Source organism: Virgisporangium ochraceum (assembly GCF_016863655.1).
GTDB classification, from domain to species: Bacteria; Actinomycetota; Actinomycetes; order Mycobacteriales; family Micromonosporaceae; genus Virgisporangium; species Virgisporangium ochraceum.
On record NZ_BOPH01000017.1, the window covers coordinates 19829 to 41674 of the forward strand.

Below are 21846 nucleotides of genomic sequence, written 5' to 3' on the forward strand. Positions count from 1 at the left end.
CGGCCTCCGAGCGTCGCGGGCTCGGGAATGGTCACCGTCTCCTCCCGGAGGTCGCGCGGGCGAGCGCGCCGTCGAGATCGGCACCGAGCTCGGTGTAGCTTCGCTCGGCCGCGGCCGGCAGCGCACGTACCACCAGCATGGCACCGCGCGGCAGCGCGTCGATGCGCGCCCTCACCAGATGCCGAAGCCGGCGCTTCACCAGGTTGCGCACGACCGCGCCACCAACGGCCTTGGAAACCACAAAACCGGCCCGCGGCGGAGGCAGGGCCTCCGCCGAGGCCGGAGTAGTCGCGGATCGCGCCGGTTCCGGGTTCTCCGGGACCGGCGGCGCCGCGGCCGCAAAACCATAGTGGACGACCACAGCGCCCCGAGCCGCTCGCCGGCCGCCCCGGATGGTGGCGGCGAAGTCGACCCGCCGACGTAGCCGGTGGGGCGCCGCGAGCACGAGAGAGGTCCGCTAGGTCAGGCGGCGAGACGGCCGCGGCCCTTGGCCCGGCGGCTGTTGAGGATCGCGCGGCCCGCCCGGGTGCGCATCCGCAACCGGAAGCCGTGGGTCTTCGCCCGGCGACGGTTGTTGGGCTGGTAAGTGCGCTTGCTCACGTGAGGCTCCGATAACAGTTCGGTATGAACGGGCAGGTTCAGCGGGCACAGAGATCAGCCGCGCTGACCCAGCACAGCCGTTCCAGAGTACGCACCCGATGGGGTGAGGGTCAAAACGGGCCCGACCCCGTCCCTCAACCTGTGCACAACTGTTGAGGCCTGTGGACAACGCTGTTAGCGTCGCCCGTTGCGCGGAACGCATCGACGGTCCGCGCGGCAGTCCTTGGGGGGTGGCCAGCCGACGCCGCGAACGAGTTCGGCCGGTCACACGGTGTGGTGTTTGTGCACCATAACCACATCTCGTCGGGCCCGGATTCCGATCCGGGCCAGTTTGTCCAGGCGGGGACAGACCGTTGGCGGCGGGTCACTCGTTGATACACAGGTTGTGGATAACTTGTGGACAGCGACCCCGCTCGGTCGCTGCCGCGAACAGCGAGGGGGGAACCGCGCGTGGGGGACGCGATCGACTTGGCGGCCACCTGGGACGCCGCCACGGACGAGCTGGCCGACGGCATCGTCTCGGCGCAGCAACGCGCCTACCTCCGGCTCACCCGGCTACGCGCGATCGTCGACGACACGGCGCTCCTGTCGGTGCCGGACGCCTTCACGCGCGACCAGATCGAGTCCCGGCTGCGCCCGGCGATCACCGACGCGCTGACCCGGCGGCTGGGCCGGCCGATCCAGGTCGCGGTCACCGTGCGCCCGGCGAAGGAGACGCCCGCCGGTGGTCAGCCGGTGCCGATGGCCCGCAGCGGCGACCGGCTCTTCGACGACCCGGCCGCGCCGCTCGACCCGGCCGGCCCGTACGAGGCGACCCGTTACGAGGCCGCCTCCTATGAGACAGGTCCGTACGAGCCGAACCCGTACGGTCCGGCCCCGTACGAACCCGTCGCCTACGAAGCGACGGCGCCGACCAGCCCGGCCGCGCCATACAGCCCCGCTGCGGGTCCCGCGGCGGACGACGCCCCGGCCGGCGGCGCGCCGGCACCCGCCGAGGTCGGCGCCACCGGGGTCTTCGAGACGACCGACCCGGCCGCGCCGGTCAGCCCCGCCGGTCCGCGGACGGTCGAGCCGGAGCCGGAGCCCGTGCTCGCGGTCGAGCCCGTCGGGTCCGCGCTCGCCGGCGGCCACTCCGCTCCGGCCGACGACCGCCCGTACGAGCCCGCCTACCGGGGTGGGTACGAGGCCCGTGAGAGCTGGAACACCGTCCGTCCGCCGATCGAGGAGGTGCCTCCGCCGCCACCGCCCCCGCGGCAGGGGACCGGCCGCGACGAGCGCCGTCCCGCGACGGCCGACACCGGCGGCAACCGGCTGAACCCGAAGTACACGTTCGAGACGTTCGTCATCGGTTCCTCCAACCGGTTCGCGCACGCCGCGTCGGTCGCGGTGGCCGAGTCACCGGCGAAGGCGTACAACCCGCTGTTCATCTACGGCGGGTCCGGGCTGGGCAAGACCCACCTGCTGCACGCCATCGGCCAGTACGCCACCCAGCTCGGTCATGTCCGACATGTGCGGTACGTGTCGACCGAGGAGTTCACCAACGACTTCATCAACTCCCTGCGTGACGACAAGACCAGCGCGTTCCAGCGCCGTTACCGCGACGTCGACATCCTGCTGATCGACGACATCCAGTTCCTGGAGAACCGCGAGCGGACACAGGAGGAGTTCTTCCACACGTTCAATACCCTCCACAACGCCAACAAGCAGATCGTCATCAGCTCCGACCGCAAGCCCAAGGACCTGGCGACGCTGGAGGACCGGCTGCGCACCCGGTTCGAGTGGGGCCTGCTGGCCGACATCCAGCCGCCGGACCTCGAGACCCGGATCGCGATCCTGCAGAAGAAGGCCGCGCAGGAGCGGCTGTTCGCGCCGGCCGACGTGCTGGAGTTCATCGCCTCGCGGATCTCGAACTCGATCCGGGAGCTCGAGGGCGCGCTGATCCGGGTGACGGCGTTCGCCAACCTCACCCGCTCACCGGTGCAGCTCGCCCTGGCCGAGGAGGTCCTGCGGGACTTCATCCCGGACGGGTCCGGGCCGGAGATCACCGCGGACCAGATCATGGCGTCGACCGCCGACTACTTCGGCGTCAGCCTCGACGACCTGCGGGGCCACTCGCGCTCGCGCGTGCTCGTCAACGCCCGCCAGGTGGCCATGTACCTGTGCCGCGAGCTGACCGACCTGTCGCTGCCCCGGATCGGGCAGGCGTTCGGCGGGCGCGACCACACCACAGTCATGCATGCAGATCGCAAGATCCGTCAACAGATGGCCGAGCGTCGCTCCCTCTACAACCAGATCGCCGAGCTGACGAACCGCATCAAGCAGACGACCTGAGTCGCGTCTCCCTCCACCGCCGTCATCCACAGCCTGTGGACAGTGGCTGGGGACAGCGCTGTGGACGTATTCGATGGGTATCCATCAGGTGACGGAAAGGTGTCTCCCATCAGGCCAGATGCGGTGGACGAGCCGTGTGGATAACCCTGGGTAACGGTGGACCGAGGGTGGACAGCTTGTTGAAAACTTCTGTGGACAACCCGGCCTGTGGATGGAGGGGCCATTGATGCACGGGGTTGTGCACAGGTCGTCCACCGCCCCCATCAGGCGATGACCTGCATCAACAACCTCTGTCCACAACATCCACAACGCTGATGATGACGATGTTTTGATCTTTGATGAAGAAAACCAAAAACCATCTGTGTGTGGAGAGCGCCCGTCAGGCCCCCGAAACACTCGGTGTGCCAACCCCAGGGGTCCGTTGCACGGATGCCCCCTCGACGCCCTAAGGTGCGAGGGGCACGATGTGCAGCCAGTGCTCTACGGGGTCGTTGAGGTATCCGGTTCGTTCCCAACGGGCCCTCCCACCAAAACTCCGGTTTCAAGATCCAGCCCACCGTGACGCGGAGGATCCGCGAGATGAAGTTCCGAGTCGAACGCGACGCGTTGGCCGACGCTGTCGCGTGGACCGCCAAGAGCCTGCCCAGCCGGCCGTCGGTGCCCGTTCTGGCGGGTGTCCTCCTGCGGGTGGCCGACAACCGGCTCCAGGTGTCGGGGTTCGACTACGAGGTCTCGAGCCAGGTCACCGTCGAGGTGCAGGCCGACGCCGACGGTGCGGCCCTGGTCTCCGGCCGGCTGCTCGCCGAGATCGTGAAGTCGCTGCGGGCCCTGCCCATCGACATCGCGGCGGTTGGCTCCCACGTCGAGATCACCTGCGGCAGCGCCCGGTTCACCCTGCCGACGATGCCGGTCGAGGACTACCCGTCGTTGCCCGACATGCCGGCGACCGCGGGCACGGTCGAGGCCGGCGCGTTCGCCGCTGCCGTGCAGCAGGTGGCCATCGCGGCGGGTCGCGACGACACGCTGCCGGTGCTCACCGGCGTGCGGCTGGAGCTCACCGGGAACACGCTCACCATGCTCGCCACCGACCGGTACCGGCTCGCGATCCGCGACCTCGAGTGGCACCCGGACGAGTCCGACGCCGACCTCGCCGCCCTGGTGCCGGCCCGCACCCTGCACGACACCGCGAAGACGCTCGGCCCGCTGGGCGGTGCGGTCACCGTGGCGCTGTCGCGGGGCGGCATCGGCGAGGGCATGATCGGCTTCGCCGCCGGCACCCGCCGTACCACGTCGCGGTTGCTCGACGGGGAGTTCCCGAAGGTCCGGGCGCTCCTGCCCGACACCCACAACGCCCAGGCCCGGGTGCCGGTCTCGGCGCTCACCGAGGTGGTCAAGCGCGTCGCGCTGGTGGCCGAGCGCGCCACCCCGGTGCGCCTGTCGTTCGGCGACGACGGCCTGGTGGTCGAGGCCGGTGGCAGCGAGGACGCGCGGGCCAGCGAGGCCATGGACTGCGAGTACACCGGCGAGCCGATGACCATCGCGTTCAACCACCAGTACCTGCTCGACGGGCTCTCCGCCCTCGACGGACCGGTGGCCGTCCTGTCGTTCACCGAGCCCAAGAAGCCGGCAATCATGTCGCCGGCGGGAGAAGATGGGCAGGCGTCGTCGAGCTACCGGTACCTGATCATGCCGGTACGAATCGGCGGCTGAGCCGGGCAGACGGGAGGCCGGCTCGCGGGGCCGGTCGGAAAGGGTCGGCGGTCCCGTTCTGGGGGGCGCCGGCGCCGTCAGGCCGCCGGCTCGCAGGAGGAGGAGCACCATGCAGCTTGGTCTGGTCGGCCTGGGCCGGATGGGCGGCAACATGCGCGAGCGCATCCGTGCCGCCGGTCACGAGGTATTCGGCTACTCGAACGATCCCAATGTCGCCGATGTGAAGAGCCTCGCCGAGATGGTCGAGAAGCTGACCGAGACGCCGCGGGTGGTCTGGATCATGGTGCCGGTGGCGGCCACCGAGGCCCTCGTCGACGAGGTCGGTGCGCTGCTGTCGCCCGGTGACATCGTTGTCGACGGCGGTAACTCGAAGTTCGACGGCGACGGAGCCCGCGCCGAGCGGCTCGGCAAGCGCGGGGTCGGCTATGTCGACGTCGGCGTGTCGGGTGGCATCTGGGGCAAGGACTACGGCTACGCACTGATGGTCGGCGGCGAGAAGAAGGACGTCGACGCGGTCAAGCCGATCTTCGACGCGCTCAAGCCGGAGGGCGAGTTCGGCTACGTCCACGCCGGCCGGCACGGTGCCGGGCACTACGCCAAGATGGTCCACAACGGCATCGAGTACGGCATGATGCACGCGTTCGCCGAGGGCTACGAGCTCATGAACGCCGCCGAGATCATCGACGACGTGCCGGGCATCATCAAGTCCTGGCGCGAGGGCTCGGTGGTCAAGTCGTGGCTGCTCGACCTGCTCGACAAGGCTCTCGACGAAGACCCTCAGCTGTCGAAGATCCGCGGCTACGCCGACGACACCGGCGAAGGCCGCTGGACCATCAACGAGGGCGTCCGGCTCGCCGTGCCGATGAACGTGATCGCGGCGTCGGTGTTCGCGCGCTTCGTCTCGCGTCAGGAGGACTCGCCGGCGATCAAGGCGATCGCCGCCCTGCGCAAGCAGTTCGGTGGGCACGCCGTCAAAGACGCCTAGAGTCGGGTAGATGTACGTCCGCCGGCTCGAACTCGTCGACTTCCGCAGTTACCAGCGGGTGTTCGTCGAGTTCGAGGCGGGTCCGGCCGTTCTGGTCGGACCCAACGGCGTCGGCAAGACGAACCTGGTGGAGGCGCTGGGCTACCTGGCGACGCTGGGTTCGCACCGGGTGGCCACCGACGCCCCGCTCGTGCGCGCCGGCGCCGAGCGGGCGGTGGTCCGGGCCGAGATGATCAACGAGGGCCGCGAACTCCTCGTCGAACTGCAGATCGAGCCGGGACGCGCGAACAAGGCTCGACTGGGCCGGGCGCCGGCCACCCGTCCCCGGGACATCCTCGGCGCGCTGAAGCTGGTGCTGTTCGCGCCCGAGGACATCGCGTTGGTGCGCGGTGACCCCGACGGCCGGCGCAAGTTCCTCGACGAGCTTCTGGTGGCCCGTCAGCCGCGCATGGCCGGCGTCCGGGCCGACTACGAGCGGGTCGTCAAGCAGCGCAACGCGTTGCTGCGTACCGCCTACCTCACCAAGCGGGTCCGCGGCGCCGGCGGCGACCTGTCCACGCTGGACGTGTGGGACGCGCACCTCGCCCAGCACGGCGCCAAGCTGTGGGCGGCGCGGCTGGAGCTGGCGGCGACGCTGGCGCCGCTCGTCACCACCGCGTACGAGGCGGTCGCCGCGGGCAAGGGCGCCGCCGGTCTGGCGTACGTGTCGAAGACCCCGGCCCCGGAGCCGGCGTCGCTGGGGCCCGCGCCCGCGGAGGCGGGCGCATTGAGCAGAGCCCCGGACGGCGCGGATCTGGAGAAGGTGCTCGCCGAGGCGATCCGGGAGCGGCGGCCGGCCGAGATCGAGCGTGGGGTCACGCTCGTCGGCCCGCATCGCGACGACCTGGCCCTGACCCTGGGCGACCTGCCCGCCAAGGGCTACGCGAGCCACGGGGAGTCCTGGTCGGTCGCGCTGGCGCTGCGGCTGGCCGCGTACGAGCTGCTGCGGGCCGGCGGCTCCGAGCCGGTGCTCGCCCTCGACGACGTGTTCGCCGAGCTCGACACCGGCCGGCGGGAGCGCCTCGCCGACCTGGTTTCCGGAGCCGAGCAGGTGCTGGTCACCTGCGCGGTCGACGACGACGTGCCGGCGCGCCTGCGCGGCGCCCGGTACACGGTCCGCGACGGTGAGGTGCGGCGTGGCTGACGAGCCTTCTGAGAAAAAAGACATTCCGGGCGTCCCCGAGGGCCTGGCCGGTCCGGAGCTGGCCCGGGCCGCCCTCGACGCGGCGCTCGCCCGCCGCAAGGTTCCACCGCGGCGCAAGGCCGTCGGCGATGGCGGTGCCGGTGGACGCAGGCTGCGCGGCTACTCGGGGCCCGGACCCGACCCGCGCGACCCGCAGCTGTTCGGGACGCTGCTCGCGAGGCTGGTCAAGTCGCGGGGCTGGCAGAAGCCGGCCGCCGAGGCCCGGATCTTCGGGGAGTGGCCCAAGGTCGTCGGCGCCGACCTGGCCGAGAAGTGCCGGCCGGTGAAGCTCGAGAATGGCGAGCTGACCGTGGAAGCGACGTCGACCGCGTGGGCCACGCAGCTCAAGCTGCTCAGCGGCAAACTGATCAAGAGCATCGCGGCCGAGGTCGGCGACGGCGTGGTGCGCAAGCTGTACATCCACGGGCCGGTCGCGCCGTCGTGGTCGCGGGGTCCGCGCCGGGTCCGCGGCCGCGGCCCGCGCGACACGTACGGCTAGAAGTCCGCCCTAGAAATCCGCGTAGACCGCGAAGCCGCGGTCGGCGCACCGCCGGTAGAAGGCGGCCAGCACGGTCAGCTCGGTGAGCGTGAAGCTCCACTGCGGCGGCTCGCCCGACTCGTCCCGTAGCGCGTCGAGCCGACCGTCGAGCCAGCGCAGCTGCTGCTCCGCCAGCCGGGTGCCCTCGAGGGCCTTGCGCATCACCGCGCCGACCGACTCGAACGTGACCTCCTCGCCGTGGTCACGGTGACCGGCGAGGAAGCGCTCGAGGCCGCCGGCGACCCAGGCGCACTGATCGGGGTCGAGCACCGGGTCCTCGTCCTCTGCGCTGGCATCAGTGGCGTAGAGCACACCGCCGAGGCCGAGCAGGAGGTCGACGAGTTCGCTGTAGCTGGTGGCGCGCACCGTGCCGGTCTTCGCGATGTGGTCGGCGAGCGCCGCGGCCGGGCCCGGCATGGTGGGGTTGCTGTCGGCCATCGCCTCGAAGTCGACGAACTCCGCCGGGGCGACGGGATCGTAGAAGCGGCCCGTGCGGGGCCACTGAACCGCCACGTTGTCCAGCCCCATCCGCCCGCTCACCTCGCTCTTCGTCCCCATCGTGCACCGTGTGCCGCGCTCCGCCACCTCTGAAACGCGCTCACCGCGTCCCCTTAATACGGTCGTGTCCCGTTCAGGCGTACGTGCCCATCCACCGCGCGCGGAATCTACGCTAACGGCGACGGTTTGGCGAGCCGTTCTCGTCGGCCCAGAGCCTGATGAGCGCCCGACCGCCACTTCCGGTGCGCAGCGGCTCACGGGCGGCTCGGCCGCCCACCCCGCGTGGGGGGAGATGCGACGGGGGATTTTCTCGCCGCTACGCGCGCCACAGGTACCTGCGAGGCGCATTCTGTCGTCCGAACCCAGTAAGATTGACGGAGCACTCCAGTACGCGTGCGTCGCGGTCGCCACACGGGTCCGTCCCGTCCGGGTTCCCAATTTCGGGGCACTGCCCGGGGCTTCCGCGTGCCCGCCCTACCCTGCCCGGCCGCCAGGTTCGGGCAAGAAAGCGACCGAGAGTGGCATCGCCGAAGCAGCAGTCCGAGTACACCGCCTCCACGATGACAGCGCTGGAGGGCCTGGAGGCTGTCCGTAAGCGACCGGGTATGTACATCGGCTCCACCGGCGAGCGCGGCCTGCACCACCTCGTGTGGGAGGTCGTCGACAACTCCGTCGACGAGGCGCTGGGCGGCTTCTGCGACAGCATCGACGTCACGATCCTGGCCGACGGCGCGATCCGGGTGATCGACAACGGCCGCGGCATCCCGGTCGACGTCAACCCCAAGACGAAGAAGACCGGTCTGGAGATGGCACTGACCATGCTCCACGCCGGCGGCAAGTTCGAGGGCAAGGCCTACCAGGTGTCCGGTGGTCTCCACGGGGTCGGCGTGTCCGTGGTCAACGCGTTGTCCGTGAAGGTCGAGGTCGAGATCCGTAAGGACGGTCACGTCTACCGGCAGACCTACCTCAACAGTAAGCCTGCCGCGCCGCTGGAGAAGGGCGAAGCCACGCAGGAGACGGGCACCACTGTCACCTTCTGGCCCGACGACAAGATCTTCGAGACCACGGTCTTCAACTACGAGACGATCTACCGCCGGCTCGAGGAGCGCGCGTTCCTCAACCGCGGCCTCACGATCGCGCTGCGCGACCTGCGCCCCGGCGCCGAGGGCGAGGAGTCGAAGCCGCGCGAGGTCACCTTCTGCTACAAGGGCGGCATCGCCGACTTCGTGCGGCACCTGAACAAGACCAAGACCGCGATCCACAAGTCGGTGATCGAGTTCGCCGCGGAGGGCGAGGGCATGGCCGTCGAGGTGGCCATGCAGTGGAACGAGTCATACGGCGAGAGCGTGTTCACGTTCGCCAACCTGATCAATACGCACGAGGGTGGCACGCACGAGGAGGGCTTCCGTACCTCGCTCACCGGCATCGTGAACAAGTACGGGTCCGACAAGAAGATCCTCAAGGGCGACGAGAAGCTCTCCGGTGAGGACATCCGCGAGGGTCTCGCGGCGATCATCTCGGTGAAGCTGCGCGAGCCGCAGTTCGAGGGTCAGACCAAGACCAAGCTCGGCAACACCGAGGTGCGCAGCTTCGTGCAGAAGGCGTGCAACGAGTGGCTGGCCGACTGGCTCGAGCGCAACCCCGCCGAAGCCAAGATGATCATCACCAAGGCCACCCAGGCCGCCCGTGCGCGTATCGCCGCCGCGCAGGCGCGCAAGCTGGCCCGGCGCAAGTCGCTGCTCGAGTCGGGCTCGATGCCGGGCAAGCTGGCCGACTGCCAGTCCACCGACCCGCGCGTCTCGGAGCTGTTCATCGTCGAGGGCGACTCGGCCGGCGGCTCGGCCAAGCAGGGGCGTGACCCGGTCACCCAGGCGATCCTCCCGATCCGCGGCAAGATCCTGAACGTCGAGAAGGCCCGTATCGACCGGGTGCTGAAGAACAACGAGGTCCAGTCGCTGATCACGGCGCTCGGCACCGGCATCCACGACGAGTTCGACATCGCGAAGCTGCGGTATCACAAGGTCATCCTGATGGCCGACGCCGACGTCGACGGTCAGCACATCCAGACCCTGCTGCTCACGCTGCTGTTCCGCTTCATGCGTCCGCTGGTGGAGCTCGGCCACGTCTACCTGGCCGCGCCGCCGCTGTACAAGATCAAGTGGAACAAGAAGGGTGACGACGCGCAGTACGCGTACTCCGACCGCGAGCGCGACGGGCTGATCCGGCTGCGCCAGGAGAAGCGGCCCAACGCCAAGCCCGACGACATCCAGCGGTTCAAGGGTCTCGGCGAGATGAACTACCCGGAGCTGTGGGAGACCACGATGAACCCGGCCACGCGCACGCTGCGTCAGGTCAACCTCGACGACGCCGCAACCGCGGACGAGCTCTTCAGCGTCTTGATGGGTGAAGACGTCGAAGCCCGCCGGTCGTTCATCCAGCGCAACGCGAAGGACGTGCGCTTCCTGGACATCTGAGTCCGCTCTGATTGGCCCAGCCCCGCCCGGCAACCTTCGACAGACCAGTAAGGAAAATCAGTGACAGAGCCTGATGGCGCGCGTCCCGACGACGATGCGACCGATGCGGCCACCGGAGGTCAGCCCGATCCCATGAGTGGCCCGGTCGGTGCCGGTGCCGGCGAGACGCCTACCGAGGCCGGTCTCGACGGCGCGGCCGCCGGCAACCCCGGCGACGGCACCGGGAGCCGCATCGAGCCGGTCGGCATCGAGGTCGAGATGCAGCGCTCGTACCTCGACTACGCCATGAGCGTGATCGTGGGCCGGGCGCTGCCCGACGTCCGCGACGGTCTCAAGCCCGTGCACCGCAAGATCCTCTACGCGATGTTCGACTCGGGCTACCGCCCCGACCGCGGGTACGTGAAGTGCTCCCGGGTCGTCGGCGACGTCATGGGCCAGTTCCACCCGCACGGCGACTCGTCGATCTACGACGCGCTGGTCCGCATGGCCCAGCCGTGGTCGCTGCGCTACCCGCTGGTCGACGGCAACGGCAACTTCGGCTCGCCGGGTAACGACCCGCCGGCGGCCATGCGGTACTGCGTCACCGCCGACACGCTGGTCCGCACCGTCGACGGCACGGTCCGCATCGGCGGGATCGTGCCGGGCGCGGAACCGAACTCGACGCACGACATCGACCTGAAGGTGCTCGACCGCAGCGGCAACCCGGTTCAGGCGACGAAGTTCTTCCACTCCGGCAGCCACCCGACGCTGACGCTGCGCACCCGCGAGGGCTACGAGGTCACCGGCACCCACAACCACCCGGTGCTGTGCCTGGTGTCGGTCGGGGGAGTGCCCACGCTGCTGTGGAAGCTGCTCGAGGAGATCAAGCCGGGCGACCGGGTGGTCGTCCAGCGCACCCCGGCCCCCGAGGTGGGCCTCGCCGCCGCGAAGGAGATCGACGCGGCCGTGGTCGCGGGCGCGTTCGCCGCGGCGGGCTGGGTCTCCGGCGACCACGCCGGCTTCTGCACCACCGACGAGGAGTACTTCACGCGGGTGCTCGCGGCGTACGACTCGGCGGTCGGCGGGGAGCGCACGGTCAACGAGCGTCCCGGCGGGCTCTACGAGCTCGACGTGCGCACCCCGGCCGAGCTGGTCGCCGCCGACCGGGTCCCCGAGTTCGTCTGGGGCGCGGCTCCGGTGGTCAAGGTGGCGTTCCTGCGTGCGCTCTTCGAGGGCGACGGCGTCACGAATGTTTCACGCGAAACCATCCAGGTCTCGTACCCGACGCGCGGCGTGCGCCTGGCCCGCGAGGTGCAGCAGCTGCTGCTGGAGTTCGGCGTCGTCAGCCGGATCCGGCGCCGGGGGAGCACCGGCTTCGCGGTGGTCGTCGGTTACGGGGAAGTGCGCGCATTCGCGTCCAATGTGGGTTTCCTCGGACGCCGCCAGCGCAAGCTCCAGACGGAGCTCAGCCGCGCCCGCGCAGCCTCGGCCCGGAACGGTCGCGTGCCGGGGCTGGCCGCGTTCACCCGCGAGCTGTCGGCGCACCTGACCGACGGCGACCTGCGGGCCGTCACCGAGCCGCTGGCCGACGGGCGGTTCCACTACGCCGAGGTCATCGGGGTGACGCCGGCCGGCACGCAGCCGGTGTTCAGCATCCGGGTCGACACCGACGACCACTCCTTCGTCACCAACGGCTTCGTCAGCCACAACACCGAGTCGCGGCTCGACCCGCTGGCGATGGAGATGCTGCGCGACATCGACGAGGACACCGTCGATTTCCAGCCGAACTACGACGGGCGGGCGCAGGAGCCCACGATCCTGCCGTCGCGGATCCCGAACCTGCTGGTCAACGGCTCCGAGGGCATCGCGGTCGGCATGGCCACCAAGATCCCGCCGCACAACCTGCGTGAGATCGCCGAGGCGGTGCAGTGGTGCCTCGACCACCCGGACACCGACGAGGCGACCACGCTCGACGAGCTGATCAAGATCGTCAAGGGGCCCGACTTCCCGACCTACGGCCTGATCGTGGGCCAGCAGGCGATCAACGACGCGTACCGCACCGGCCGCGGCTCGATCCGCATGCGCGCGGTCGTCGACGTCGAGGAGGACCGGCGGGGGCGCGCGACGCTGGTCGTCAGCGAGCTGCCCTACCAGGTCAACCCCGACAATCTGGCCGAGCGCATCGCCGAGCTGGTCAAGGAGGGCAAGCTCGCCGGCATCGCCGACATCCGCGACGAGTCGTCCGGCCGCACCGGCATGCGGATCGTGATCGTGCTCAAGCGCGACGCGGTGGCCAAGGTCGTGCTGAACAACCTGTACAAGCACACCCAGCTGCAGGAGACGTTCGGCGCCAACATGCTGGCGCTGGTCGACGGCGTGCCGCGCACGCTCAACCTGGCCCAGTTCGTGCGGTACTACGTGGCGCACCAGGTCGAGGTCATCGTCCGCCGCACCCGGTACCGGCTGCGCAAGGCCGAGGAGCGGGCGCACATCCTGCGCGGCCTGGTCAAGGCGCTCGACGCGCTCGACGAGGTCATCGCGTTGATCCGGCGCTCGCCGACGGTCGAGGAGGCCCGCGGCGGCCTGATCCAGCTGCTCGACATCGACGAGGTGCAGGCCACGGCCATCCTCGACATGCAGCTGCGGCGTCTCGCCGCCCTCGAGCGCCAGAAGATCATCGACGAGCTGGGCCGGATCGAGCTCGAGATCGCCGACCTGCAGGACATCCTCGCGAAGCCCGAGCGCCAGCGGAAGATCATCTCCGAGGAGCTGGCCGCGATCGTCGAGAAGTGGGGCGACGACCGGCGCACCCAGATCGTCCCGTTCGACGGCGAGGTCTCCATGGAGGACCTCGTCGCCCGGGAAGACGTGGTGGTCACGATCACACGTACGGGTTACGCCAAGCGCACCAAGGTCGACCTGTACCGCTCGCAGAAGCGCGGCGGCAAGGGCGTCGCGGGTGCGTCTTTGCGCCAGGACGACATCGTCAGTCACTTCTTTGTCACGTCGACCCACGACTGGATGCTGTTCTTCACCAACAAGGGTCGGGTGTACCGGGCCAAGGCCTACGAGCTCCCCGAGGCGAACCGGGTGGCGAAGGGCCAGCATGTGGCCAACCTGCTGGCGTTCCAGCCGGAGGAGCACATCGCCCAGGTCATCCAGATCAACAACTACCAGGTGGCCCCGTACCTGGTTCTGGCGACCAGGAACGGCCTCGTCAAGAAGACCAAACTCGAAGAGTTCGACTCAAACCGGTCGGGTGGCATCATCGCGATCAACTTGCGCGACGATGATGAACTGGTCGGTGCGGCACTGGTCGGGCCGGACGAAGATCTGCTGTTGGTGAGCAAGCACGCGCAGGCGATCCGCTTCACCGCCAACGACGATGTTCTCCGGCCGATGGGGCGGGCAACCTCTGGAGTGATCGGCATGCGCTTCACCGACGGTGACGAGTTGCTGTCGATGGAGGTGGTCCGTGACGGTATGGATGTTCTGGTAGCTACAGACGGTGGATTCGCGAAACGGACTCCGATCGAGGAGTATCCCGTACAAGGGCGAGGCGGTAAGGGAGTCCTGACCGCTAAAATCACGTCCCGCCGGGGCGGCCTGGTGGGAGCGGTGGTCATCGATCCAGATGACGAACTGTTCGCTATCACCTCCAACGGGGGAGTGATCAGGACTCCGGTCAAACCTGTACGTCGAACACGAGACCGGAACACAATGGGGGTCAAGCTCATGGACCTGCCCTCGGGCGTGACCCTCATCGCGATAGCACGCAATGCCGATGAGCCGGACGAACAGGACTAGTCGATGACGGAAACTCAGGCGGCCGCCAACGCACGGGCGGCTGAAGCCGCGGCGGGACGGGACGGAAAGTCCGACCAGGAACCCCCCACCGCGGCGCGCGGGGCCGGGGCCGGCGCATCGCCGGGCTCGGCGCCCGGCGGGTCGCCTGGGTCTCCGCCCGGTGGTTCCGGCCCGGGGGGCTCCTCCGGTCCGGCTGGCCCGGCGGGAGGCAACCGACCGGGTGGCCCCGGCGCGGCGCGACCCGGCGGTGGGCCGAACCTGGCCAAGCCCGACGACGCTCCGTCCTCCGACGGTGGCCGCCGTGCACCCAGCTCGGGCGCACCCGGCGGGTCGCCCTCCGCCGGTGGACCGCCGCGCAGTGACTTCGGCCGGCCGGTCGGCACGACTCCGACCCCCGGCCCGGGTGCTCCGCCGGTGTTCTTCCCGCCGCCGCCCTCCGGCGCGGTGGGTGGGTCGCCCGCTCCCACGTCCGGCTCGCCGGCGTCCGGATCGTCCCGTCCGGTCTCCGGCTCCGCGGCCGGCCGGGCCGTCGTCGGGCGCGCGGCCGTCGGCGGTGAGACCACCGGACCCGCGCCGTCCTACACACGGGCGCCGGGCATGGCACCTCCGCCCGACGTCCTGGTTCCCTCGCAGGGCGGTGACTCGGTGGGCACGCAGGCGCTTCCCACCGGTGTCGGTGGGCCTGGCCGTCCCGCCGCCGCTGCGGCACGCGGTGCGGCGAGCGTGGGTAACCGCCCGCCCGGCTCCGAGCACGACCGGGACACCACCGGTCCCATCACCGGTGCGGCGCGGGTCACCGAGGCGGTGCGGGCAGCGCGTGCCACGGTCGCCGGCGCCGCCACCGGTCGCGCCGGTGGCACCAGACGGGCGCGTCTCCACATCAAGCGGGTCGACCCGTGGTCGATGATGAAGTTCTCGTTCGCGGTGTCGCTGGTGCTCTTCTTCGTGGCCGTCGTGGCCACGTCGGTGCTGTACCTGGCACTCGACGCGATGGGCGTCTTCGACGAGGTCAACAAGGCGCTCTCCGAGCTGGTCGGCAACGCCGGCGGCTCCGCGGGTGGCGGCTTCAAGATCACGGCCAAGGGCGTCGTGGGCGGCTCGGCCCTGCTGGGCGCGGTCAACGTGGTGCTCTTCACCGCGCTGGCCACGCTGGGTGCCTTCATCTACAACGTGTGCGCCGACCTGGTCGGCGGCATCGAGCTGACCCTGGCCGAGAAGGACTGACCACGTAGCCGGCGAGATCCGCGGGCCGTGTGGCCGGCCTGCGGATCTGCTCGGGCTGCCTGTCGTGCGTTCCGTGCGGGGGTGGCGGACTTTGTGAGCTGTGCGCGGGCCGCGGAGCTGCCGGGATGGCGTTAGGGCGATACCGGTTTGAGGGCGGCGAGGGGCGTGGGGTAACCTTGCTCGTCGCTGCTGAGAGTGCTTCGGGGCTATAGCTCAGTCGGTTAGAGCGCAGAGCTGATAACTCTGAGGTCGCTGGTTCGATTCCAGCTAGCCCCACCGAACCCCCTCCACCAGGCATTATGCCGGTAGCTCCCGAGAATCGGGAGACCGAACAATGCTCACGCAGTACAGAGCAACGCCCCGTCCACCGATACGGGCGGGCGGGGCGTTTTCGGCAAGGTGGTCGTCGTGACCGCAGCCGGAGCCCGCAACCCCCGCCCGCCCGTACCCACCTGGGCGCAGCCCTGGATCGACAGCTTCCGCCTCTACCTCGAGGCCGCTGGCCGCGACGAGAAGACCGTCTACCGCTACACCGACGCCACCGGCTGGCTCGCCGGCTGGCTCGCCGCCGAACGGCCAAAGGTGGACGACTGGGACCAGGTCGACCACAAGCTCGTCCAGGCCTGGATCGTGGCGCTGCAGCAGGCCGGCTACAGCCGCAAGTACGTCAACGCCATCGCAGGCGCCGTCCAGCAGTTCTGGGCATGGTGGGCGGCCGAAGAGGACCTCCCCAACCCGATGACGCGCGTGACCATCCCGGCCGCGCCGAAGCTCGGCGAGGAGCCCCCGCCGGTCCTCGCCGCCGAACACCTCGCCGAGCTGATCCGCGACGCCGAGAAGGGCCGCGACTTCGAAAGCCGGCGCGACGCCGCGCTGCTCCGCCTCTTCGCCTCGACCGGCGCCCGCCTCGCCGAGGTCGCCGGCCTGGCCCTCACCGACCTCGACCAGAAGAAGCGCGAGGCCACCGTCACCGGCAAAGGCAGCAAGCGGCGCACCGTCCGCTACGACGCCAAGGCCGCGCTCGCCCTCGACCGCTACCTCCGTGTCCGGACCAAGCACCGCCACCACGAGCTGCCCGCGCTGTGGCTCGCCGTACGGGTGCGCTCCGCCACGCCGGCCGGAATGACCCCGTCGGGAGTGCGCCAGGTCGTCCAGCGCCGCGGCGCCCAGCTCGGCCTCCGCCTGCACCCGCACCTCTTCCGGCACACCTTCGCCCACCGCTGGCTCGACGCCGGCGGTGCCGAGGGCGACCTCGAAGAGCTGTGCGGCTGGGACTCCTCCCAGATGCTGCGGCACTACGGCCGGTCGGCCCGATCGGCGCGCGCTCGGCGGGCTTACGACCGGGTCGACGTGATGGGCGGCGTCTAGCCGGCCTCACGGTTCAGCCGGTCGACGGCGCCGGCGAGGTAGGCGTCCATGTAGCCCGCGCCCGTGCGCTCGTCGAGTTTCGCACCGATCGCCTCCAGGACCCTGCGCTGCTTGCGGATCTCGGCGGCGAGGTCGTCCTCCACGTCGTCACGCTGGCCGATCGCGCGGAAGAGCTGGCGGCGTTCGGCCCGGCTCGCGTCGATGGCTCTCTCGGCGCGGCGAACGTGGGTCATGAGCCAGGAGACGCCGGCGACGAGGCACAGGGTGGCCGCGGCCTCGGCGAGGTCGGAGGTGGCGCCGGCGGTGATGGTGGCGGCGACCTCGAGGAGGACGGCGGCGGTGGCGCCGGCGGCGATGACGGTGGTGCGAAGACTCGGCCGCTTCGCGGTGTGTCCCATGGGTCTGGCTCCTGATGCTCCTCGACGGTCAGATGGGCGATCTCTTCCGGCGGTAGTCATCAGATCGTGTGCAGGGCACTTCGCCCAGTAGCCGGACGATCATCATCCGTGTGGCCGGTAAGAGACGTCGCGTCACCGAACGGCCACGGTGTCCGATGTGACCGACCAGCATCGCGTCACCCGGACGGGGCCGCTGGCCGGACGGGTGGATGGGGTGCGACGAACACTCCCTTGCCCGGGATGCCTTCGACCCAGCCGGACGCTTCGAGGATGCGCTCCGCGGTCTTGATGGGTGTCTCGGAGCAGTCGAATATGGCCCTCAGCTGTTGGTACGAGGGCAGGCGATGGCCGGGCGGCCATTGCCCAGACTCGATGTGAGCCTGCACGTAGGCCACTATCCGGTCCACGATCGTGGCGCGCGGCAGCATGGGTCTCCCTGATCAGCGAGATCCATTCAACCGCCAGCCTGGGATCCTAGGGATCCCAGGTGTTGCACCTAGGATCCCTAGGATCCTAGGTTGGGAGCCGGGCCGGCCTTCTCCCTGATCAGCGTCTCGGCGACGGCCGGCCCACCCCACGGGTCGGTGGGCATGCACGAAGACGCCCGCCCCGGCTCCGGTGTCGGCCGGAACGCGGGGCGGGCATCGTTGCAGAGTCAGCCGCGGTGCAGCCGGCCGTCCTTGATGTCGGCGACCAGGTCGGCGACCGCCGCCGGGTCGAAGCTGAGGATGGGCGACGAGTCGCCGAGCTTGCTGTCGCGGACCTCGCGCCGATCGCCGTTGTGGCGCATTTCGACGCAGCTGCCGCCGTTGCCTCCGCTGTAACTGCTCTTCTTCCACGGGGTCGGTGTGGTCTTGCTCATCGGTACTCTCCGATCGGTACGGACTGGGTGTAGATGCGCTCGAAGATCGCGCGGTACCTGGCCACCTCCTCCTCGATCTCGATGTACCGGCCGTCCACCTCGGACTCGACGTAGGCCACGTCCGGGTCCTCGCCTTCGGTGTACGCGAACACCCTGAAGGCGCCGGTCATCGCAGCATGCGCTCCGGTTGCGAACGGCAGGTAGCGGATGTCGATGTGATCCTTTTCCCCGAGCTGGCGGAGGTGGTTGACCTGGTCGGCCATCACCTCACCGCCACCGACCTGGCGCGCCAGGACCGCCTCGCCAAGCACGATGGTCAGCCGTGGCGCACGGGCGAACAGCCGCTCCTGCCGCTGCATCCTCACCTCGATCTGCCGGTCGACCGCCGCTCGGCCGTTGTCGCCATGCGCCGCAACGAAGACGGCCCTGGCGTAGCCCGGCGTTTGGAGCTCGCCAGGCACGACGGAGTCCTCCCACGCCCGGATATGGTCCGCCGTCGCCTCGAGGTCGACGTAGATCCGCAGCCACTCGGGGATGACGTCGCGGAATTCCTGCCACCAGCCCGGCCGGCTGGTGGCGAGAGCGAGGTCGACGAGTTGCTCGGTCTCCGCGTCGGTGGCGCGGTAGACGCGGCACATCTCGCGTACGTCGGGGACCTTGACCGGGACCTGGCCGGTTTCGATGCGCCACAGCTTGGCGTGTGAGCCAAGGTGCGCTGCCTCCGCCTGCGCAAACGTCATTGTGGCGGCCTCGCGGAGCCGCTTGAGACGTCGTCCGAGCTGGCGCCGGGCCAGGGTCGGTCCGGATACGGGCACTGTCACCTCCTGGGGGGACATAAGTGTTGCACGGTGCAATACACCTTGCGAGACGAAGCCGGCGGTAGCCATCTGGCTAAGAACCGTTGTTCACCATGTGCTATTTCTCGCCGTGAAATATTGCACGGTGCTGATCCTCGCGGTTAGGTGGGCGTGCACGGCGCGTCACGGTCGGCCTTTCCGCTCGACGCGTCGTCACCGGGCGCGGCGGATCTCTTCCGGCAGAAGTAGCCGTCGCGCCCACCAAAGCAGGGGTGGAAGGAGCCGCGACCGGGTGGCCGCCACCCCACCTAAGCCGGCCGGGCCGCGTACCCCGGGACCCCCCTGCGCGGTCCGGCCGCCAAGGAGGCGACATGGCACACGGACCCTCTCTCGGATCACGACTCGCCGCGCTGCGGAACCCGGGACGCTACCGACCGATCTGCCGCGTCGACGGCCACGCCTGGCCCTGCCCGGCCGCCACCGAGGCCGGCCGCTGGAGCGGCGACGGCCCAGTCCCCGACGGCGACCGCTACCCCCCGGACCCACCCGAGCAGGTGCCCGCCGACTTCATCCTCAACGGCAAGCGCCTGTTCCCCATCAACCGCAACTTCGGCAAGCCCCAATGACCGGCGCTGTCCCCGACGACGGCCGCGACATCACCTACGGCTCGGACGAGCTGGTCACCGAACACGACGGGGACTACGACCACCTGCCCCCGCACCAGCGCGAGGAACTGGAATGGATCGACCGGCGGCTCGCCGAGCGTGAGCGGACGCGCGGTGCCCGGCGCGACCAGCCCGGAGGGAGGTGACCATGAACATCATCAGTGTTGGCGACGACACCTGGACCGAGAAGGCCCCGAACGACCTGGCCGACCTGATCGAGGTCATCGCCTAGCGCCCGAAGGACGGCCCGGCCACCACCGCAGCGGTGGCCGGGCCGTTGCACGTCTTACGGCTGCTCGCCGGCGTCCTGGCCGGGTGGAGGCACATGCCGGTGCACCGTCGTGCGTCCGCGGCTCGTCTTCCCAGCGATGAATCGCGCTGGCACCCGCAGCTTCCGAGCGACGCGAGCAGCTGCCCAGACCCTTTCCCGGGCCTCATCGATGATCGCCTTCGCCTGCTTCTCCGCATCCTCGAAGGCCTTCACCGCCGCCTCGAGGTCAGCGATCGCGCGGCGCTGCTCCTCGTTCTCAGGTTCCACCCACTTCGGCCGCGGCATGGCGATGATCCTAGGCCCCCGGCTGTGCTGACGCGTTGTCCCTCTGTGATCGGCTCTGTTAGTGTTCCACACGACTGAACACTAACCCGATGGGAGTCAACGTGACCCCGCGCCAGCTGCACCGGATCCGCTGGGCCGTCCGCGCCGTCCTAACGCTCGGCATCGCCGCCTCCATCGCGGCCAACGTCCTCCACGCCGAGCCCAACCCGATCGCGCAGTCCATCGCCGCCTGGCCGCCCATCGCACTGCTTCTCACCGTCGAGCTGGTCGGCCGCGTCCCCGTCTCGCGCCGCCTCGGCTGGGTCCGCGCGCTGGCCACCGCGGTCATCGCCGGCATCGCCGCCTGGGTGTCGTACTGGCACATGGTCGGCGTGGCCCAGCGGTACGGCGAGACCGACGCAGCCCCGTACCTGATCCCGCTGTCCGTCGACGGCCTGGTCGTCGTCGCCAGCGTGTGTCTGGTCGAGCTGACCGGCCAGATTAGGGCTGTCGGATTGCTCCGGCTGCAGGCGCCCGAGAGGCGGGCAAAGCGTCAGCCCGGTCGGCCCTCGAACGCGCAGGTCAGGCCAGCCGCCGCACACGGGCAATCCGTCACCGCACCGACGCCGGCGAAGCCGCGACGGATTGCTCCTGCCAAGAGCCGGGCGGACGTCATCTCGGACGCCATCGCCGCGGTGCTCCGTGGCGCCGACGTCGAGGAGACCGCCCGGGCGGCCGGGGTCACGCCGCGGACGCTGCAGCGGTGGGCCGACGAGGCCGCGGAGAAGACGCGCCGACCGCGCGGCGGCCCCCGCAGGCAGGCGGCCGAGCCGCAGCCCGAGGGCGAGCTGGTGGCCGCCGGAGCGTCGACCGGGGGAGGTGGTGCCGGTGCGCGATGACCTCGACTGGTCGAAGTGACGCGGCGGGCCGGCCCTCTGCCGGCAAGCGAACGGCCGGCCCCCGCACCCCACCCGGACAACCGAACGGAGCAGCACCAGCATGACCGAGACGATGTACACCCGCGACCTGCGGGTGATCTGGTGGCCCAGCCACGAAGCCTTCACCCTGCCCGACGCGGAGCACCCGTGGACAGTGGCCCGCAGCGGCGACACCGGCCTCTGGCACGGCTACGACGCCCACGGCGACGCCTCCATGGACGTGTCACGCAAGACCCACCCCGACGAGGTGATCCACGGGATCATCGGCGAGCCGCAGGACGCGACCAACGAGGAGGCCTTCCTCCTCCTGGCCGCCCAGAGCGAGCCGATGCCACAGTCCGTCGCCTACGACACCTTGGCCGCCGGCAAGGAGATGGATCACCTCATCGAGCGGGGCCTGTTCGAGCAGGTCATCCACAACGAGGTGACCTACTGCCAGCTGACCGAGGCCGGGGCGGCGAAGGCGGCGATGCTGGCATGAGCAACTACACCGCCTGGGACTACGACCTGCGAGTCGTCCAGCTCAACGACGCCCACTACCGGCTGTTCCCCGACGGCGCCGACGCCTCGTACTGGCAGCTGCACCACAACGGCGCCCACTGGAACGTCTTCGACGACGCCGGCCAGTTCCGCCAGGAGCTGTCCGGCCACGACGAGCGCGACCTCGGCTTCGCCGCCGTCCTCGGCGAACCGCAGGTCCCGGCGTACGACGACAACCAGGCCCACCTGCTCACCCACGCCGCGGCGATGGGCGGGTGGCTCGGCGCGACGTACTGCGAGCTCGAGGACCTGGCGGAGGCGACCGCCCAGCTCGTGTACTGGGGCCGCCTGGTGTACCAGCAGGACGGCAACTTCAGCCGGTACCGGCTTACCGTCAAGGGGCAGCACGAGGCCGCCAGGCTGGCGGGCTGACCC

21 protein-coding genes, 1 tRNA gene and 2 pseudogenes are annotated in these 21846 nt (G+C 70.0%); 16 read left to right on the forward strand and 8 right to left on the reverse strand.

The window, feature by feature from the left end; all coding sequences use genetic code 11:
• Window positions 1-31 precede the first annotated feature (31 nt).
• On the reverse strand, window positions 32-445 hold the full coding sequence (gene rnpA, locus Voc01_RS05680; RefSeq protein ID WP_203926198.1) for a ribonuclease P protein component: 414 nt from the start codon (window positions 443-445) through the stop codon (window positions 32-34).
• Between the two features lie 17 nt (window positions 446-462).
• Window positions 463-600, reverse strand: a complete 138-nt coding sequence (gene rpmH, locus Voc01_RS05685; RefSeq protein ID WP_203926199.1) for a 50S ribosomal protein L34 — start codon at window positions 598-600, stop codon at window positions 463-465.
• Window positions 601-1050: 450 nt separating this feature from the next.
• On the opposite strand from rpmH, the gene dnaA reads away from it, so the two are divergent.
• The 5 genes from dnaA to Voc01_RS05710 all read left to right on the forward strand — a co-directional run bounded on the left by dnaA (window position 1051) and on the right by Voc01_RS05710 (window position 7347).
• Window positions 1051-2931, forward strand: a complete 1881-nt coding sequence (dnaA, locus tag Voc01_RS05690) for a chromosomal replication initiator protein DnaA (RefSeq protein ID WP_203926200.1) — start codon at window positions 1051-1053, stop codon at window positions 2929-2931.
• Between the two features lie 579 nt (window positions 2932-3510).
• Window positions 3511-4641: a DNA polymerase III subunit beta gene (gene dnaN / locus Voc01_RS05695; RefSeq protein WP_203926201.1), complete on the forward strand. Its 1131-nt coding sequence runs from the start codon at window positions 3511-3513 to the stop codon at window positions 4639-4641.
• 109 nt (window positions 4642-4750) lie between these two features.
• Window positions 4751-5626: a phosphogluconate dehydrogenase (NAD(+)-dependent, decarboxylating) gene (gene gnd / locus Voc01_RS05700; protein ID WP_203926202.1), complete on the forward strand. Its 876-nt coding sequence runs from the start codon at window positions 4751-4753 to the stop codon at window positions 5624-5626.
• 10 nt (window positions 5627-5636) lie between these two features.
• Window positions 5637-6809 carry a DNA replication/repair protein RecF gene (gene recF / locus Voc01_RS05705; RefSeq protein WP_203926203.1) on the forward strand — a complete coding sequence of 391 codons (1173 nt, stop codon included), beginning with the start codon at window positions 5637-5639 and terminating at the stop codon, window positions 6807-6809.
• On the forward strand, window positions 6802-7347 hold the full coding sequence (locus tag Voc01_RS05710) for a DciA family protein (protein ID WP_239159975.1): 546 nt from the start codon (window positions 6802-6804) through the stop codon (window positions 7345-7347). The genes recF and Voc01_RS05710 overlap by 8 nt, the downstream gene beginning before the upstream one ends.
• 9 nt (window positions 7348-7356) lie before the next feature.
• On the opposite strand, the gene Voc01_RS05715 is transcribed toward Voc01_RS05710, so the two are convergent.
• Window positions 7357-7914: a hypothetical protein gene (locus tag Voc01_RS05715; protein WP_203926365.1), complete on the reverse strand. Its 558-nt coding sequence runs from the start codon at window positions 7912-7914 to the stop codon at window positions 7357-7359.
• Between the two features lie 488 nt (window positions 7915-8402).
• Here Voc01_RS05715 and gyrB point away from each other — a divergent pair, with 488 nt between their 5' ends.
• From gyrB to Voc01_RS05740, 6 genes and pseudogenes are all read left to right on the forward strand, one after another.
• Window positions 8403-10358, forward strand: a complete 1956-nt coding sequence (gene gyrB, locus Voc01_RS05720) for a DNA topoisomerase (ATP-hydrolyzing) subunit B (RefSeq protein WP_203926204.1) — start codon at window positions 8403-8405, stop codon at window positions 10356-10358.
• Window positions 10359-10616: 258 nt separating this feature from the next.
• A pseudogene (locus Voc01_RS55040) lies at window positions 10617-11805 on the forward strand (DNA gyrase subunit A); the annotation flags it as partial.
• Window positions 11806-12047: 242 nt separating this feature from the next.
• Window positions 12048-14144: pseudogene (gyrA, locus tag Voc01_RS55050) on the forward strand (DNA gyrase subunit A); the annotation flags it as partial.
• A 414-nt stretch (window positions 14145-14558) separates the two neighbouring features.
• Window positions 14559-15368, forward strand: a complete 810-nt coding sequence (locus Voc01_RS05730; RefSeq protein WP_239159976.1) for a DUF3566 domain-containing protein — start codon at window positions 14559-14561, stop codon at window positions 15366-15368.
• Between the two features lie 202 nt (window positions 15369-15570).
• Window positions 15571-15644: transfer RNA gene (locus Voc01_RS05735), tRNA-Ile, on the forward strand.
• A gap of 132 nt (window positions 15645-15776) precedes the next feature.
• Window positions 15777-16736 carry a tyrosine-type recombinase/integrase gene (locus Voc01_RS05740; RefSeq protein ID WP_239159977.1) on the forward strand — a complete coding sequence of 320 codons (960 nt, stop codon included), beginning with the start codon at window positions 15777-15779 and terminating at the stop codon, window positions 16734-16736.
• Here the strand turns inward: Voc01_RS05740 and Voc01_RS05745 are convergent.
• The 4 genes from Voc01_RS05745 to Voc01_RS05760 form a co-directional block, all read right to left on the reverse strand.
• Window positions 16733-17134 (reverse strand): hypothetical protein, encoded by a 402-nt coding sequence (locus tag Voc01_RS05745; RefSeq protein ID WP_203926205.1) that lies wholly within the window; start codon window positions 17132-17134, stop codon window positions 16733-16735. The two genes, Voc01_RS05740 and Voc01_RS05745, sit on opposite strands and share 4 nt — an antisense overlap.
• Before the next feature lie 176 nt (window positions 17135-17310).
• Window positions 17311-17562: a winged helix-turn-helix domain-containing protein gene (locus Voc01_RS54585; RefSeq protein WP_203926206.1), complete on the reverse strand. Its 252-nt coding sequence runs from the start codon at window positions 17560-17562 to the stop codon at window positions 17311-17313.
• A gap of 227 nt (window positions 17563-17789) precedes the next feature.
• Window positions 17790-17996 carry a DUF397 domain-containing protein gene (locus Voc01_RS05755; RefSeq protein ID WP_203926207.1) on the reverse strand — a complete coding sequence of 69 codons (207 nt, stop codon included), beginning with the start codon at window positions 17994-17996 and terminating at the stop codon, window positions 17790-17792.
• Window positions 17993-18883, reverse strand: coding sequence for a helix-turn-helix domain-containing protein (locus Voc01_RS05760; protein ID WP_307781560.1), 891 nt, complete (start codon window positions 18881-18883; stop codon window positions 17993-17995). The genes Voc01_RS05755 and Voc01_RS05760 overlap by 4 nt, the downstream gene beginning before the upstream one ends.
• A 281-nt stretch (window positions 18884-19164) precedes the next feature.
• Here Voc01_RS05760 and Voc01_RS05765 point away from each other — a divergent pair, with 281 nt between their 5' ends.
• Window positions 19165-19419, forward strand: coding sequence for a hypothetical protein (locus tag Voc01_RS05765; protein ID WP_203926209.1), 255 nt, complete (start codon window positions 19165-19167; stop codon window positions 19417-19419).
• On the forward strand, window positions 19416-19604 hold the full coding sequence (locus Voc01_RS05770; RefSeq protein ID WP_203926210.1) for a hypothetical protein: 189 nt from the start codon (window positions 19416-19418) through the stop codon (window positions 19602-19604). Before Voc01_RS05765 ends, Voc01_RS05770 begins: the two co-directional genes overlap by 4 nt.
• A 140-nt stretch (window positions 19605-19744) precedes the next feature.
• On the opposite strand, the gene Voc01_RS05775 is transcribed toward Voc01_RS05770, so the two are convergent.
• Window positions 19745-20014 (reverse strand): hypothetical protein, encoded by a 270-nt coding sequence (locus tag Voc01_RS05775; RefSeq protein WP_203926211.1) that lies wholly within the window; start codon window positions 20012-20014, stop codon window positions 19745-19747.
• Window positions 20015-20103: 89 nt separating this feature from the next.
• Here Voc01_RS05775 and Voc01_RS05780 point away from each other — a divergent pair, with 89 nt between their 5' ends.
• The 3 genes from Voc01_RS05780 (at window position 20104) to Voc01_RS05790 (ending at window position 21843) form a co-directional block, all read left to right on the forward strand.
• Window positions 20104-20892 carry a DUF2637 domain-containing protein gene (locus tag Voc01_RS05780; protein WP_239159979.1) on the forward strand — a complete coding sequence of 263 codons (789 nt, stop codon included), beginning with the start codon at window positions 20104-20106 and terminating at the stop codon, window positions 20890-20892.
• 100 nt (window positions 20893-20992) lie between these two features.
• Window positions 20993-21412, forward strand: a complete 420-nt coding sequence (locus Voc01_RS05785; protein ID WP_203926212.1) for a hypothetical protein — start codon at window positions 20993-20995, stop codon at window positions 21410-21412.
• Complete coding sequence (locus Voc01_RS05790) at window positions 21409-21843, forward strand: hypothetical protein (protein ID WP_203926213.1); 435 nt, start codon at window positions 21409-21411, stop codon at window positions 21841-21843. Before Voc01_RS05785 ends, Voc01_RS05790 begins: the two co-directional genes overlap by 4 nt.
• Window positions 21844-21846 lie beyond the last annotated feature (3 nt).